Consider the following 15,431-nt stretch of genomic DNA (forward strand, 5'->3'; position numbering starts at 1 on the left):
GAAAGTCCAGGCCATGCGTGTGCGCTGTCCGTTGTCCGCCGCGTTTGAGGCGTGCAGGGAGGATGGAATGAAAAGGGCCTTCATGGTCAGGTACCTTCCCCAGCTCGACAACAGGTATACGATGACAAAAAGCGACGGCTCCAGGGTGAACATTGAAGAGATAAAGTTCAGCGAGTATGCGGTGGTCGTCGTTAATACCGGGGCCCTTCCAATAGAAACGACCGCGAAGGCAAATGCAGGGGACGACAGGAAGCCGCACAGCGGGAATAAGGGATCAGGCCGCGAGGCGATCGCGGCGGTAACAAAAATGACACCCGAAGAGGCAGGACGTATTGAAGGCGGCATCATGGCGCTTCTCGTGGGCAGGCTTGCGGCGCCATATACCTCGTACGAGGAAATAAGCCACAGGCCAGCTGCCGAGAATCCGGGCACCTACCTGGGCAGGTATCATTATGTTTACATAAACCTCATCGAAATATGGTTCTATGACGCCAGGAGCGGCAAGGTCCTCAAGAAAATGCCACCCTCATGAATCCCTCCGGGCAGCCTAAGGTCAGGGCGTGAACTGCGCAGTTGTCAGTGAACAGCGGGGCTTACAGTTTCTTCACGGCATGCGCCATGCGCTCGAGGGCATCGATCAGGGTCTTTCTCGGACATGCAAAGTTGAGCCTGACAAATCCATCTCCGCCCTTTCCATATTCGGCCCCGTCATTGAGGGCCACTTTGCTCTCCTTGAGAAAAAAACGATAGGGGTTCCCCGGTATTCCCGATCCTCTGCAATCCAGCCAGGCGAGATAGGTAGCCTCCATACGGGTCATCGTGATGGAAGGCAAATAATCGCGCAGGTATTGGACCAGAAAATCCCTGTTCCCCTCAAGGTAGGTCAGGCACTGGTCCAACCATTCCTGACCGTCCCTGAAGGCTGAAAGTGCTGCGGCAAGGCCCATGATGTTTACATGGGGGATAAGGCCTTCACTGCCCTTTGACCAGGCTTTCCGAAGCGCGGGGTCCTTGATTATCGCAAAGGAGCACTTCAGGCCCGCCAGGTTGAACGTCTTGCTCGGCGACATGAAAGTGATGGTGCGGTCCGCCACCTCACCGCCAAGAGTTGCGATGGGTATATGGCGATTACCGGGAAACAGAAGATCACAGTGGATCTCATCGGCACAGATCAACACATTGCGGCCCATGCAGATATCTGCAAGCCGCTCCAGTTCATCCTTTCTGAAGACGCGGCCGACAGGGTTGTGCGGATTGCACAGCACAAAGATCCGCGTACCGTCGGTGATCGCCTTCTCGAACGCATCACAATCGATCTCGTAGGTGTCCCCCTTTTTTATCAACGGAGGGTCAATGACGGAACGGCCGCGGTTCACCGGATCGGCGATGAAATGTGAATAGACCGGCGGCTGGACCAGCACGGCCTCCCCGGGTTCCGCGAAAAGCTGAAATGCGAGATTGAGACCCGTGACAACCCCGGGTACAAAAACGATCTCTTCCCCGGGGACGTCCCATCCATAGAGCCTTTTCAGCCGCTCCCGGATGACGCTGATGAGTTCCTCCGTCGCCCCTCCATATCCAAAGACCCGGTGGTCCACCCGTTCATGCAGGGCCGCAACGACCGGTTCAGGGGAGACAAGATCCATATCAGCCACCCACAAGGGGAGAACGTCATCGCCGTATCTTCTCCACTTAATACTGTCGGTGCCCCTTCGCTCTACAACCTCATCAAAATCATATCTCATCTTATCGCCCCGGTATCCGCAGATCTGTTCATCTCGAACGGCACCATGTACCCACTCCCGGCACCGTTTAAAGGTTTTATTGACTCACTCTACCATTTTTCCATTATCTTTTGAAAGGCGGCAAGCGCGGGGAACGCAACACAATCAATCCTTCCATCGAGATCCGGCGCTACCGTTTGAACCATTTCGGATCGCTGAACCATTTCGTGGTCCTCTGTATGCGGTTGGTGTAGTTGGTCACGAATTGTCGTTTGAGCGTGCGCGTGATCCTGCGGAAATCATTGCCCTTCATAAGGTGGCCGATATCTTCGGGGTCCTTGAAGGTGATCTCAAGGATGATGTCGCAAAAACCGCCGAGCACCACGTTCCAGCAGTTCGTCACGGTGACGTAATCAATCTTTTGCATTGCAGGAACGTATTCATTGATAACGAAATCCTCATATTCATTCTTCATGTCCGGCCGGAGATCATAGTACTGGTTGAATTTCCAAACCCCCTTCTGGATGGGATATCTCCCTATCTTGATGGTGCCGTCGGGTTCGAGGACGGTGTTGTTGAAATTTGCCACGTATTTTTTCAGTCCCAGGGTAAGGTCCCTGAACCCTTTGCCTGTGATGATCCTCGAAATATCCTCGAGGCTTTCCGAAGAGAAGGCGGTGATCGTCCTCGGCCCGAACCCCACCTCGACGTAGTAACCCCCGACAGGGACAAAGCCGAGGGTTGTTATCTCGGCAAGGTATGTATCGTTGACGTAATTGGCATATTCCTGCTCCCTGTCTTCGATGACATCCCAGTATTGAATGAATAAAAGCGACATATGGCCTCCTCCTTTCTCTTCGGGATCCAAAGAAATCAATGAAGCCGCTGCCCGGGATCAATCCATTGCCTGGGAGATGGATCGATGCTAGCGGTTTTCGATCAGGTTCTTGCGGTACTGGATAAAGATGTCCCGCATGGATACGTAGGGGTCGACCGAGGCCTTCTTGAACGCCTCGTATTCCCCGAGGTGAAAAGATGTGCTGTTGATCTGCTCATGAGTGTAAAGGCCTACGCTCTCGTAGCTGAAGAACTCATCACCGATATACGTCTGCGGCCTCATCGTCCAGTCTACGAGAAAACCGAAACCGTCGCGGACACTCGAAGGGCCGACAAAGGGCAATACGAGATAGAAACCAAAGCCGACGCCGTACTTGCCCAGGGTCTGCCCGAAATCGGCATATCTCCCCCGCAGACCGAAGCACTCTTCCGCGCAGTTCCTTAATCCGCCGACGCCGATCGTCGAATTGATAAGAAAACTTGCCAGCTCCTTACCGGCGTAGCCGGGCTCGCCCTGGAGGAGATTGTTCACGATGCGGATAGGAGCCTTCAGGTTTGCGTAGAAACTGCTGAAAAGACCCCTGATCTCCCGGGGCAAAACATATTTGTAGCCTGTTGCAACGGGTTTCCATGCCCAGAAATAGAGCTTGTCGTTGAAGTGATACATCGCGATGTTAAAGGGCTTTATGGGATCGGCGATAACCTCCCGCGGTTCAGCTGAGGCCCCATCCTCAGTCGCCACGTCGCCGTATTCATCAGATGACGCCCCGGCACTTGCACTGGAAGGCGCCCTTTCGCCCACATCTTTCGCTGTCACATCGCCGTATTCATCAGATGATGGCGGCGTGATCCCGGCGGCAGGGGCGGCGGGTTCCTGCGGCTTGCTTTGTGCCATCCGAGGGTTTCCGGATGTTGTATTGCCAACCCCTTGAGCGGAAAGGGCAGGTTCGGAGAACGTGCTCTCGGGGGCCTTAAGATCCCTTACAGTGATCGGGCCGGTCTCTGAAACCTCCGATCCGGCATGGACCAACGGGCAGCAGAAAAAAAGGAGGAGCATGAGGAAGGGGAAGGCGGAGCGCTTCAAGGAAGCTCTTCTTCCGGCCTGCGGAGCACTGGGGTGATATACCATTACTTTCCAGCCCTTTTACGCAGCGTGTCTATCAGCGCCTGCGGTGGATTGTTTCCGAGAATCTCCCTGAACTGTGTACGGTAGTTGTTTACGAGGCTCACGCCCTCGATGACGACATCGTAGACCTTCCAGTTATTCTCCTTCTTTATGACCCTGTAGTTTATGGGCGTCCTGCCATTTCCCGACACCACCACGCTCTGCACTTCTATCGTGGTTTCCGAAAGCGGCATTTCCTTTACGAAGCTCACCTTCTGATCGGTGTAACCCGTGATCCTGTCAATATATGTGTTTCTGAGGAGCGCCTTGAAAAGTTCAACGAACTCCTTGCGCTGGTCCATGCTGAACTTGTTCCAGTTGAGTCCCAGGGTCCGCTTGGAAAGCTCTACATAGTCGAACAATTTATCGGCGGCGGCCTCGATCTTCTGCTCTTTGGCCTTCTTGCCCGACTCGCCTTTGAGCTTGGGGTCCCTGAGCACATCGAGAACACTGTTCACGTTCGTTGTTACTGTATCGAGTGCGGCTCCTCCAAATGCATGGAAAGGAGCCATGGATATGACGAATATCATTAAACCAACCAGTGCTTTTCTCAATTTGTCCTCCCTGATCATTTGGCGGGTTGCTCCCCGCCCTTGGCAGGCTCCTTGTTAACATCTCCGAAGGCGTACTTGCCGATAAGGTCCTCAATGTCCGCGGGCACCGAGGTCTGCGTGATCATGCCCCCGGGTTTCAGGGGCTGTCCTGATCCGCCTGGATCCACCTTTACGTATTTATCGCCTATGAGGCCCGCGCTCTTAATAGTGGCGGATGCGTCGTCGTAGATCACCGTATCCTTGCCGATCTTAATCCCCACCATCCCCATCTGTCTGTCCTGGTCGATGGTGAGGCTTGTCACGGTGCCCACCTGGATGCCGTATACCTCGACGGCGCTCCCCACCCTGAGACCCGTCACAGAGGTGAAGCGGGCAGACAGGGGATAGGTCTTGTCTCCGAAGAGCGACACCTTGCCAAGTTTCACGGTCATGTATCCGATACAGATAAGACCGATGACTATGAAGATGCCCACCGTTGTCTCTATGGAATATTTTTTCATTGCTCCTTACCTCCAAGGTCGCATCGGTGTGTCGAAATGATCTCCTGCTTTGCCCGACCCTTCTCAATCATCTCTTCAATGGTATCCTCGGGCGAGATCTCAATGACCCCGGCATGGATGTAGATGTCAAAACACGAAGCCGTGCCTGCGCTCGCCGATGCGATGTCCCTGATGTGATCTATGAACCCGCTCTCCAGGTCGCGTGAATATTCCACCACGAGTCTGCGTGCCTCATCTATGTTCTTGTGAGGGAAAATGGTCAGGATCTCATCCCTGCTGTGGCGCGCGGAGAACCCACCGATGCTGTCGAAATACCGGTTGGTATACTCCCCCAGGGTCTTGATGACCTCCACCGCCGCCTGTGCCCCCAGAGCCTCGTAGAGAATGTCGAGCCGGACGCTGAAAAGCGCCGCTGAAAAGTTCGTTTCCCTGGCCGTGGTTCCCAGCATGGCGGCATAGTGCACGTTGAAGGCCTCCCGTGAAAGCAGGCCCGTCAATTGGTCCTCGAAGCCTTCGAGGCTCCGCAGGAACTCGTCGATCATGGGGACTTTCTGTTTGATGGCCTCTTCGTAAGGCCCCTCGAAGCCCACGCTGCCCTCCCAGAGGATGATCACGCGGTCGGAGATGAAGAAAACGTCGGGTATGTCGTGGCTTATCATAACGGCGGTGAAGCCGTATTTCTTCCTGTAATGGATGATCATGCTCAGGATCATGTTCTTCCTGATGGGGTCCTGCCCCGTTGTCGGTTCGTCGAAAAGGACGATATCGGGGTCAGTGACGAGTGCGCGGGCCAGGGCAACGCGTTTCTGCATGCCTCCGGAGAGCTCCGACGGAAATTTATCCACAGCCTCCAGGAGCTCCAGGTCCTCTATCCTCTTCATTGCCCGTTTCTCTATCTCGCCCTTCGCCAGATCGGTCGTTTGACGCAGGGGAAACGCCACATTGTCGAGAACGGTCATCGAGTCAAGGAGGGCGTTGTTCTGGAAAAGATAGGCTATCCTGCGCCTGTGCCCTTCCCATTCGGCCTTTTTCATCGTGTTAACGGGTTTCCCCTGAAACAGTATCGTGCCTTCATCCGGTTTGAGGAGGCCTATGATATGCTTAAGAAGCACACTCTTGCCGGTGCCGCTCTTTCCGATGATGGTGGTGACCTGGTTGTCGTAAATGCTCAGATTGATGTTGTCGAGCACCGTTCTCCCGTCGAATCTCTTTGTAACGTTCCTGAATTCTATGAGAGGCGTGTCCATAATTGTCCTTACATCAGAAATGATGTCACCACGTAGTCGGAAACAAGGATCATCACGCAGGAGATCACAACTGCCGATACTGTGGCCTGTCCGACCGATTTTGCCCCGAATCCATCACTCCTCATGTGGCAGAAATAACCCTGAAAGCAGCAGATACAGGAGACAATGGCACCGAATACGAGGGCCTTTATGAAACCTCCCCGAATATCTACCATGCCTAATGAGGATTGCACTCGGTAAAAATATGTTCCCCCGTTGGTCCCCAGAAGAAGAACGCCGGTCAGGTAGCCCCCGATTATACCGACGAGATCGAAGAATGCCGTGAGAAGAGGAAAGCTGATGATCGAGGCCGCTATTCTCGGGCTGACCAGGTAGCGGACGGGGTCAACGCCCATCGTGTAGAGTGCATCGATCTGCTCTGAATTGCGCAGTATACCGATTTCCGCGGCCATCGCCGAACCGGCTCGTGCGGCTATCATGATGGCCGTCAGAACTGGTCCGAGCTCCCGCACCAGGGAAAGGGCGATGGCGGACCCCAGGGCGCCCACGGAACCAAACTTCACGAGGGTGTAGAAAAGCTGCAGGCCCAGCACCATGCCGGTAAAAAGGGCGACAAGCATCACGATAAGGGACGATTTCGCACCGATATAATAGGTCTGGTTCGTGATCTCCCGGATCTGCCTCGCCCGGAAGATGTTGATGAAGCCGAGAAAGAAGAAAACCGCCATGGCGCCGAAATCCCCGACGGCACCGATCGTCAGGCGGCCTATGGCGGAGAAAAAGGAGACAACGAGATTCGGCGTTTCTTTTTTTGCGTCCAGTTCTTTCATATCATCCACAGAAGTCCGAGCGGGACATGCCTTTTCTTTTGCCCCTTCGATGACAACCTGTTCAAGGCGCACCTGCAGGCGAGTATTCTTGCTCCCGTTCAGCCATTATAAGCAACGAAACTCCCGGTGTCAACTAATGCACAACCACCTCAAACCCATGTCCATCCTCCTCTTTGTCGGGGTTCTTCCGGGTGATATGGAGGTGCATCCTCAGCGAAGCGGAGCGATCGACGCGGCCCCGATCATTGCCTTTTCCCCTATCGCAGGGTAGGATAACCTCAGCGGGGCGGTAACGGCCACGATCGAAAGGAAGGCGAGTGTTATGAACCAAAACCGTTGCATGGTGTTGCTGGCAGTCTTGGCGGTGTCCATCTTTCTTTCCGGATGCGGCACACCGGTGCCTCCGGAGAAGACCCGGTATGTCGGTGAATGGCGGTCTCGGGAGATGTACCTGCTCATTACGGAGGACGGCTCCGTAAAATACAAACGCATACGCGGCGGCGTCTCGAAATCCATCTCCGGACCGCTTCGCGGGTTTGAAGGGGATAATTTCATCGTCGGACTCCCGTTCATTTCGACGACATTCGTTGTCTCCAGGGCACCCTACGAAGAGAACAGCCAATGGAAAATGGTCGTGGACGGAGTAACCCTGACCCGGGCATGGTGACAGTCCGGCGAGGTCAGGCTTTCCCTATATTCTTTTCTATGGTCTTCCAGAAGATCTCTTCCATGTCCGGGCCAAGCTGGAGGATACCTTCCTTTTCCATCGCTTTGACGCGCATGTCGTAGGTGTTTTCGAGCTGGGAAAGGATTTCGCCCACCTCCGGGGAAGCCTTCAATCTCTCTGTGATGATTTCGCGCTGGCGCAGGGCCTTCTCGAATTCCTCCTTGTCGATGGGGATGTTATAAAGCATGTTGAGAACCTCCATGAGCCTGACCTTGCCCACATGGTCCTCTTCCATCACCACGTATTGCGGCAGGGAAACGATGAAGACAACCGCATCGATGCCCGATTCAGCGGCTCTTTTCGTTATGAGGTTGGCAAAGGTGGACGGCCCCCGGTAGGTAATGGGCATTGCGCCCGCCATCCTCACATCCTGCAACGCTTTCTCGCCCATTCCATAGCCGCTGACGAGCAAAGGTCTCGTGTGGGGCACAACGTCGTACATGCTGCCCAGAAGAACATACTTGCTCGTCTTGAGGGCCTTGAGCACCCTGACGACGGAATCGACGTAGATATCGGCGTTGGCATGGGGCTCCAGGAGATCAAGAAGGACAAGGTCATTCTGCCCCTGCCTTCGGGCATAGTGGAGCGTCGTATTGGGAACAGAGAGATCATTGATGGCACCCTCGATGTCGATGGTGGGCCGGTACCGCGTAAAATCGTAAAAGCGCCCCGGCCTGGCAAGCTTTCCCAGTTCGAAAGCCGAGAACTGTCCCACGAGTTCCTTAAGGACCAGGCTGCCCACATTGTTGACGTCAATCCACGGCCGGAGTGTTGCCACCACGTAAGGTTCATTCAACTCCGGAACAGGATCAATAAGTTCAAACCCACCTATTCTCACAAGGAACCTCCAGTTCCCTAAAAGCTAATGCCCTTCGCCGCCTTATGTCAAGCAGAAGTGTGCATACGCAGACGGGCACACGGGTCGGCGGCCTATCTTCCTCCCGTGGACAACAGTCGGTTGGCTATGCCGGCTATTTCCATGGCGAAGGCGCCTTTCGGGCAGCGGGTTATGGCGGGGACGAGGTCTATGGCGCTTCGTTCGACGTCGGCATGGCGGCCTATGCTGCCCAGCAGTTTGACCTCCCTTGCAAGCCACCTCTTCGTCACGTTCTGTATCTTGCCGGCAACTTCCTCAGGACCCACCCCTTGGGGAACCCTGTTGACAATGAGGTAAGGGTTGAAGCCCCAGACCGCGTTCATTACCGTTGAGAGATACTGGGGGTGGTCGTCCCTGATGAAGGCAACGAGCTCATTGATCGTCTTTGCGTTTTGCCCGTCCTCCGACATGATGGACTCACGGATGTACTTCTCCAGGAGGACATCCTTCCCCTCGCCGGAACGGGACTCCATGCCCGTGAGCCGATTGAGCTTGCGATACATGGCAGCCTTCAGGAAGTGGTAGGCTCCGATATAGGACGCCGAATCGCGGGTGGTCACAACGATGCCGTGATCCGCCTGAAGGAAGAAATCGAGAATATTGTAGGACGTATCGCCCCCGAGATCGAGAACAACACAGTCCGCCTCTATGGCATTTATGGCCCTGATGAGCTTCATCTTCTTCATAAAATCTATATTTGCCGAGCCCAGTTCCGAACTATCGCCGCCGACAAGGATCGGCCCGTGGGGGCTCTGTATCATGACATCAGTAAGGGAGTTCACCCTCTTCTTCAGGAAATCGTTGATCGAACGCTGCAGGATGGACCGGTACCCGAGATACAGGTGGAGGTTGGAACCCCCCAGGTCGAGATCCACGAGGACGGTCTTCAGCCCCAGTGACGCCAGGTATATCCCGAGGTTGGCCGTAATGACGCTCTTGCCGATGCCCCCCTTGGCGCCCCCCACGGCGATGATCTTTCCGTGAGCAAGGACCGCGTCGTTCGCCGGATTCATCCCTTCCAGATAGTCGACGAGCACCTCGTAGGATTGTTGTATGGCAAGAAAGCGATCCGATGTCACATCCTTGACGACCGCGCCCGCCTTCATGTCAGGATGGTGTACCCTGGCGTTGCGATGATAGGCCCGTTTCACCATATCCACACTGAGCGTTTCCAGAAAACGATCACTCTTAGCCGCCGCCTCGGAGAACAGACACGCGCAAGCCGCCTTTATTTCCCGTACCTTATCCGTTTCCAGCCTGTTCACGATCATCTATCGGCATCCTCTAAGGGTAGTAAACATCGAAGTATGTTTTTGCAATATACGTACCGGAAGAGCAGGCGATGGATGATGGATTGGTGCAAAGTCAAAAAAAGGAGGCGCGTTGTTCTTTCTACTATAGCTTCTCGAGTTCGCTTCTTGCGATGTCGAGGAGAAAGTCTTCAGTCCTGTCCTGAAATGAAAGCACCTTATTGTATACGACTGCAGCTTTATCCTTGTTTCCCGTTTCCGCCAAAGCCTTGGCGTACCCGAGCATGTACGCGGCCAGTTTAGGGTCTTCAAGGGCAGCCGGGCGTTTCTCGAAGATCTCCTCATACATCGACAGGGCCTTTTTCGCATTCCCTGTCTCTTCGTAGGCATGGAGCAGCCGCTGTTTGGCATTCGGAATGATCGACGAATCAGGATAACGCTCGATGAGATGCTCCATGAGCTCTATGATCTTCCGGTAATCCGGACGCTCGCCTGCGTAAAGATAGAGGTTTGAGAGGCGCCACACGGATATCCGGGCCTTTTCGGTGTCAGGACATTCCTTGATGACACGGGTATGGAGGGTAATGAACGTCTCCAGGTCTCCCTTATCGGTCCCGATCATGACGGTGTAGAGTTCCCTGGCCAGTTTTTCCTGCTCCGCCGGGGAAAGCGTCGCTGCTCCCTCCGGCGCCCCTTTCCCGGCCTCTTCCCCCCGGGAGACAGCGCCCATGAAAAATACCAGGAAAACAAAAACGCTGACAAATGCCATCCCCGGCAGAAGAACCCTTTCGAATGCCCTCACCCGCCTGCTCACTTGAACCACCGAGGTTCGTCGAACCGCTCTGTGCTCTTCATTATTCTGCTGGCGTAGCTGGCGGCGAACTCGTTGCGCAGTTTTTGTGTTATGCGCCTGTAGTCCTCGTTCATCAGGAGCCTGCCGACATCCATGGCGTCCTTGAAGGTGAATTCCGCGATGACCTCGCTCATGCCGCCGATCAATACGTTCCACCCGCCCGTCACTTCCGCGAAGCTGATCTTGTTCATCGCGGGGATGTGCTCGTTTATGACGAAATCGGCATAGGACTTTTTCACGCCCGGTTTCAGATCATAGTACTGGTTCAATTTCCAGACGCCCTTCTGGATGGTGTATTTGCCTCGCTTGACGGCTCCGGTGGGCTCCAGGATGGCGCCCCGGTAATTTATCACTATGGCTTTGAGCTGCTGGAGAAGGTCCTTGAACCTCTTTCCCGCAATGGTCTTCAGAACCTCTTCCGTCTCATTGACGCTGAACACAGCGATAATGCGGGGACCGAAGCCCACCTCGACATAATAGCCGCCGACGGGCACGAGGCCCATCGTCGCCATTTCAGGCAAATAGGTCTCAACTATGAACTGCGAGTACTCATAGTCCTTCCCCTGGCTTATGTCCCAACTCTGCGTCAGCAGCACAGACATACCGTCCTCCTATTTTCTTCTCTTCCCCTTCATCAAGGCATAGAGGCGCTCCGACGTGATCGGAAGCTCGTCGATCCTCACCCCCACGGCATCGTGGATGGCGTTGAGGATGGCAGGGATGGTGGGCATTATCGCGCCCTCCCCCACCTCTTTGGCCCCGAAGGGCCCGTTCGGCTCATCGCTCTCGACTATGATGGTCCTGACATTGGGCATGTCGAGGGCTGTGGGGATGCGGTACTCGCCGAGAGAGGGGTTGGCAACCCGGCCCTTTTCGTCAAACCTGACCTCCTCAAAGAGGGCCTCGCCGAGTCCCATCGACAGCGATCCCTGCATCTGCCCTTCCACGTTCGTCCGGTTGATGGCAAAACCGCAGTCATGGGCGTCGGTCATGTCGTCAACGGTGACCTTGCCCGTCTCCATATCCACCGTCACTTCGACCACCTGGGCGGAACAACCGTAGGCCGGCGAAGTCCCGACCGCGGCACCTTTGTACTTGCCCCCCAGTTCCCCGGGCTTGTAAGCACCATTCCCGATTATAACACCCCGCGTGAGAAAAGCAATACGCGCCGCCTCTCTGAAGGTGAGTTCCCCTCCCGAAGGAAGGTCTTCCCACCCGCGGTGCTCCTTGATGTAAGCCGTCCGCAACTGGGAAAAATCGGGATTCCCGTTTTTGAAAACGACGACCCCCTTCGCAATATCCATGTCCGCAATGGAAATGTTGAGCTTTTCGGAGAGCGCCTCCAGCACCTGCCGTTTGGTGTCTTCAGCGGCCGCCTTGACGGCATGGCCGGACATGAGGGTCTGCCGTGAGGAATAGGCGCCGAGGTCGACGCCAAAATCGGTGTCTCCCGAGTGCACCTTCACGTCATCGAGGGAAACACCTAAGGCCTCCGCGGCGATCTGTCCCAGGATGGTGTCCGACCCCTGGCCTATCTCCGCCGCGGCGGTGTAGAGGTTCACCGCGCCGCCATCTTCGGAAAGCCTGATCGTCGCCGTGGAATGAAACGTCTCGGACCGGTAGATGGGATAGCCGGCGCCTGACACGAAGAAGCCGCAGGCAACGCCTATCCCCTTGCCCGCGGGAAGCTTTCCCTTTTTCGTGCTCCAGCCCGAACCGTCCCGGACCGCCTCGAGGCACTCCTTCATCCCGAGGCTGGACATGTTGAAGTCATTGCAGGTCACGTCGCCCGTCTTCATGATGTTCTTGAGACGGAACTCCACGGGGTCCATGTTGAGCTCTGCGGCAATGCTGTCCAGTTGCTGTTCCCATGCCGCGCGCGCGGCAACGCCTCCGTGTCCGCGCTGGGCACCGCAGGTAGGCTTGTTCGTGTAGACCCGGTAGCCGTCGTATTTCATGTTCGGCAGCTTGTAGGGCGCGCCGAGAAGGGAACCGGCATAGTAGATCGTGGCGATACCGAAGCTCGAATAGGCGCCGCCGTCGAGGTAGCAGGTGTTCTTGAGGGCCACGATGGTCCCGTCCTTCTTCACACCCGTCGTCAACTCATGGAAAAACTGGTGCCGGGCCCGGGAATGAAGGAAGACCTGTTCCCGGGAGAAGACCATCTTCACCGGCCTGCCCGTTCGCCTCGACATGAGGCACGCCGCTATCTCCATGGCATTCACCGCCGCCTTGGGGCCGAACCCGCCGCCCACGTAAGGCTTAATGACGCGCACCTTGCCGATGGGGATGCCGAGCACCATGGAAACGCTCCTCTGAACATAGTGGACCGACTGCGTCGACGTCCAGAGAGTAAGGTTCCCGTTCAGATCGTAATGGGCAAGACAGGCCTGAGGCTCCAGGAATCCTCCGTCCTGTCTCTTGTTCACGAACCTGTCCGTCCGGACGATGTCGCACTCCTTCAACGCCTCTTCAAAGTTTCCGAACTCCTGGTGCACCTCGGCGCCGATGTTGCCGGGAAAATCGTCGTGGATGGCAATGGCCCCTTCCTTCATGGCAGACTCGATATCGAGGAGCACAGGGAGTTCCTCGTAGTCGACCTTGATGAGAGATACCGCCTCCATGGCCGTCTCCAGGTCATCGGCGGCCACGGCGGCCACCTCATCCCCAACATACCGTACCTTGTCGGGACAGAAAACCTGTTCATCATATCGGGCAGGGCTGACGCCGTATTTTACCAATCCTGCCTCTTTCGCCGTGACCACGTCCCTGACCCCGGGGAGCTTCTTCGCCGCCGTTGTGTCTATATTCAGTATCTTCGCGTGCGCGAAGGGACTCTGCAAAAACGCCCCGTAGAGCATGTTGGGCATCGCAAGGTCCGCTGCATAGCGGGCGTCTCCCGTCGCCTTGGCTTTGGCATCCACCCTGGGCAGCCGCGTATTTATCACGTTATATGCCTTCATAGTTCCGCCTCCTCCTCGTCATTTCTTCATTCTTCTGGAAGCTTCCTGCACGGCCTCCACGATCTTCTGATACCCCGTACACCGGCAGAGGTTCCCCGAGATGGCCTCTCTTACCTCGCGCTCCGTCGGCCGGGGATTCTTGTCGAGAAGGCTCGTGGCGGAAAGGACCATACCGGGAGTGCAGAAACCGCATTGAATGGCGCCCATTTCCACGAATGTCTGCTGGACCGTATGAAGGGAATCGCCGCGGGCCACCCCCTCTATCGTCGTTATATCGGAACCGTCCGCCTGAACAGCGAGGACGAGACAGGAATTCACCGGCTTGCCGTCGACGATGACGGTGCACGCACCACAGTCGCCGACCCCGCAACCCTCTTTTGTTCCCAGGAGGTTCAGGTCTTCCCGCAACACCTGGGTAAGGGTCCTGTTGGGGGCAACGGCTATCTCATATTCCCTGTCGTTCACTCTGAAAGTTATCAGCTTCTTCATCACGCACCTCCCCCTTTCACCCCCGCGGCATCATGGTAAGCCTTGAGCAGCGTTCTCTTCACAAGGGTGTTCACCATGTCCCGGCGATATTCGGCGCCGCCGCGTATGTCCGTTATGGGCGAACAGTCAGCAACCGCCAGCGATGCGGCGCCGGCAAAGAGCTCTTCCGAGGGGCGCTGACCCATGAGGGCCTTTTCCGCCGACACGGCGTGCACGGCGGTGGGAGCCACGGAGCTCAGGACAATGCGCGCGTCAACGATCACCCCGTCGGGCTTGTCGAGGGTCAGCCTCGAGGCCACCGCGACGATGGCGATCTCCAGGGCCGCCCTGTGGCCGAGCTTGATATAGTCGCCGCCTGTGAATGGCGGTGCGGCGGGTACGATGATCTCTGTCAGCACCTCGCCGGGCTCTATCACCGAGCTTCCCGGTCCCGTGAAAAAACCGTCCAGCGGCACCTTCCTGTCTTTTCCGTTCCCCCTGAGTTCGACCTGTGCGCCGAGAGCAATGAGGGCAGGAGGGAGGTCGGCCGCTGGCCGCGCCGTTACGATGTTTCCCCCGATGGTCGCGCGGTTCCTGATGAGCGGCGAACCGAGACCTGAGGCGGACCGGGCGAGCACGGGAAAGGCGGATGCCACCTGATCGGATTCGGCGATCTGTGACACCGTCACATGGGAGCCGATGGCAAGGGCCCCGTTCTCTCCGACGATCTCCCTGAGCCCATCCACCTTCTTCAGGCTCACAAGGCATGCCGGTTTGACGGTCCCCTTCTTCATGTTCACGATAAGGTCAGTGCCCCCGGCGATCACCCTCCCCTTTCCCCTCAGTTCCGAAAGCATCGCCAGGGCTTCCGGCAAGCTCTTCGGCTCCTCATAGTCAAACTTTGGCAGCAATAACATTAAAACCTCCTTATAGATGCCGTTTCATGTTTCGTGTTTCAGGTCTGAGGCAACTTCGACGGAGCCGTCCTGTGCTTTGGACCTGAAACGTGAAGCATGAAACCGTCTTTCCTTATCCTCCAAAATCCGGGTTTATGAACTCGATCTTGTCGCCTTCTTCGACGGTTGTCGTTGGGTAGGCGTGGGAGTGGATGAAGCGGTTGTTGCGTTCCACGACGAGATGCTTGTCTGCTTCACCGGATGACTTTATCAGTTCGGAAATTGTCGTACCCTCTGGCACTCTCTCCTTCAGTCCGTTGAGAATGATCTCTATCTGTGCTGCAGCCGCCATGTCTGGAATAATTGTAGACCAACGGGAATCGGCTTGCCAGAAAAAAACTGCTTCGGGCCGCGCGGGAGGGACCGACCCGGAAGGGCGGGAAGGTACTGCGAGGACTTACAGCCATGGGATTGACAGGAAAAAACGAGGCCGATACACTAACAGAGGGTACTCGTCGCCATCATTGTCGGCAGGACAAA

The 15,431-nt window shown here is 56.0% G+C and carries 17 protein-coding genes; 2 read left to right on the top strand and 15 right to left on the bottom strand.

Annotation, left to right across the window (positions count from 1 at the left end; translation table 11 throughout):
- Positions 1-532, top strand: a 532-nt coding sequence (locus PHC90_12330; protein ID MDD3847127.1) for a hypothetical protein, incomplete at its 5' end; no start/stop codon positions are given.
- 61 nt (positions 533-593) lie between these two features.
- Here the strand turns inward: PHC90_12330 and PHC90_12335 are convergent.
- From PHC90_12335 to PHC90_12365, 7 genes are all read right to left on the bottom strand, one after another.
- Complete coding sequence (locus tag PHC90_12335) at positions 594-1,745, bottom strand: pyridoxal phosphate-dependent aminotransferase (GenBank protein MDD3847128.1); 1,152 nt, start codon at positions 1,743-1,745, stop codon at positions 594-596.
- Positions 1,746-1,914: 169 nt separating this feature from the next.
- Positions 1,915-2,562 carry a hypothetical protein gene (locus tag PHC90_12340; protein ID MDD3847129.1) on the bottom strand — a complete coding sequence of 216 codons (648 nt, stop codon included), beginning with the start codon at positions 2,560-2,562 and terminating at the stop codon, positions 1,915-1,917.
- An 87-nt stretch (positions 2,563-2,649) separates the two neighbouring features.
- A complete protein-coding gene (locus tag PHC90_12345; protein ID MDD3847130.1) occupies positions 2,650-3,456 on the bottom strand; it encodes a VacJ family lipoprotein in 807 nt (268 codons plus the stop codon).
- Between the two features lie 233 nt (positions 3,457-3,689).
- Entirely contained in the window at positions 3,690-4,280 is a 591-nt protein-coding gene (locus PHC90_12350; GenBank protein ID MDD3847131.1) for an ABC transporter substrate-binding protein, read from the bottom strand.
- Positions 4,281-4,294: 14 nt separating this feature from the next.
- On the bottom strand, positions 4,295-4,780 hold the full coding sequence (locus PHC90_12355) for an outer membrane lipid asymmetry maintenance protein MlaD (protein MDD3847132.1): 486 nt from the start codon (positions 4,778-4,780) through the stop codon (positions 4,295-4,297).
- On the bottom strand, positions 4,777-6,027 hold the full coding sequence (locus PHC90_12360; protein ID MDD3847133.1) for an ATP-binding cassette domain-containing protein: 1,251 nt from the start codon (positions 6,025-6,027) through the stop codon (positions 4,777-4,779). Before PHC90_12360 ends, PHC90_12355 begins: the two co-directional genes overlap by 4 nt.
- 8 nt (positions 6,028-6,035) lie before the next feature.
- The gene (locus tag PHC90_12365; protein MDD3847134.1) at positions 6,036-6,857 is read right to left on the bottom strand and encodes an ABC transporter permease; all 822 of its coding nucleotides are present in this window, start codon (positions 6,855-6,857) and stop codon (positions 6,036-6,038) included.
- A gap of 322 nt (positions 6,858-7,179) precedes the next feature.
- Here PHC90_12365 and PHC90_12370 point away from each other — a divergent pair, with 322 nt between their 5' ends.
- On the top strand, positions 7,180-7,524 hold the full coding sequence (locus PHC90_12370; protein MDD3847135.1) for a hypothetical protein: 345 nt from the start codon (positions 7,180-7,182) through the stop codon (positions 7,522-7,524).
- A 13-nt stretch (positions 7,525-7,537) separates the two neighbouring features.
- Here PHC90_12370 and PHC90_12375 read toward each other — a convergent pair whose 3' ends face one another.
- From PHC90_12375 to thiS, 8 genes are all read right to left on the bottom strand, one after another.
- The gene (locus tag PHC90_12375; GenBank protein MDD3847136.1) at positions 7,538-8,422 is read right to left on the bottom strand and encodes a PAC2 family protein; all 885 of its coding nucleotides are present in this window, start codon (positions 8,420-8,422) and stop codon (positions 7,538-7,540) included.
- A gap of 92 nt (positions 8,423-8,514) precedes the next feature.
- Positions 8,515-9,732, bottom strand: coding sequence for a P-loop NTPase (locus PHC90_12380; GenBank protein ID MDD3847137.1), 1,218 nt, complete (start codon positions 9,730-9,732; stop codon positions 8,515-8,517).
- Between the two features lie 124 nt (positions 9,733-9,856).
- Positions 9,857-10,525, bottom strand: a complete 669-nt coding sequence (locus PHC90_12385; protein MDD3847138.1) for a hypothetical protein — start codon at positions 10,523-10,525, stop codon at positions 9,857-9,859.
- The gene (locus PHC90_12390) at positions 10,522-11,166 is read right to left on the bottom strand and encodes a hypothetical protein (GenBank protein MDD3847139.1); all 645 of its coding nucleotides are present in this window, start codon (positions 11,164-11,166) and stop codon (positions 10,522-10,524) included. Before PHC90_12390 ends, PHC90_12385 begins: the two co-directional genes overlap by 4 nt.
- Positions 11,167-11,175: 9 nt before the next feature.
- Complete coding sequence (locus PHC90_12395) at positions 11,176-13,527, bottom strand: molybdopterin-dependent oxidoreductase (GenBank protein MDD3847140.1); 2,352 nt, start codon at positions 13,525-13,527, stop codon at positions 11,176-11,178.
- An 18-nt stretch (positions 13,528-13,545) separates the two neighbouring features.
- Positions 13,546-14,016, bottom strand: a complete 471-nt coding sequence (locus PHC90_12400; GenBank protein MDD3847141.1) for a (2Fe-2S)-binding protein — start codon at positions 14,014-14,016, stop codon at positions 13,546-13,548.
- The gene (locus PHC90_12405; protein MDD3847142.1) at positions 14,016-14,912 is read right to left on the bottom strand and encodes a xanthine dehydrogenase family protein subunit M; all 897 of its coding nucleotides are present in this window, start codon (positions 14,910-14,912) and stop codon (positions 14,016-14,018) included. Before PHC90_12405 ends, PHC90_12400 begins: the two co-directional genes overlap by 1 nt.
- Before the next feature lie 112 nt (positions 14,913-15,024).
- A complete protein-coding gene (gene thiS / locus PHC90_12410) occupies positions 15,025-15,243 on the bottom strand; it encodes a sulfur carrier protein ThiS (GenBank protein MDD3847143.1) in 219 nt (72 codons plus the stop codon).
- Positions 15,244-15,431: the final 188 nt, after the last annotated feature.

Source organism: Syntrophorhabdaceae bacterium (genome assembly GCA_028698615.1).
GTDB lineage: Bacteria > Desulfobacterota > Syntrophorhabdia > Syntrophorhabdales > Syntrophorhabdaceae > Delta-02.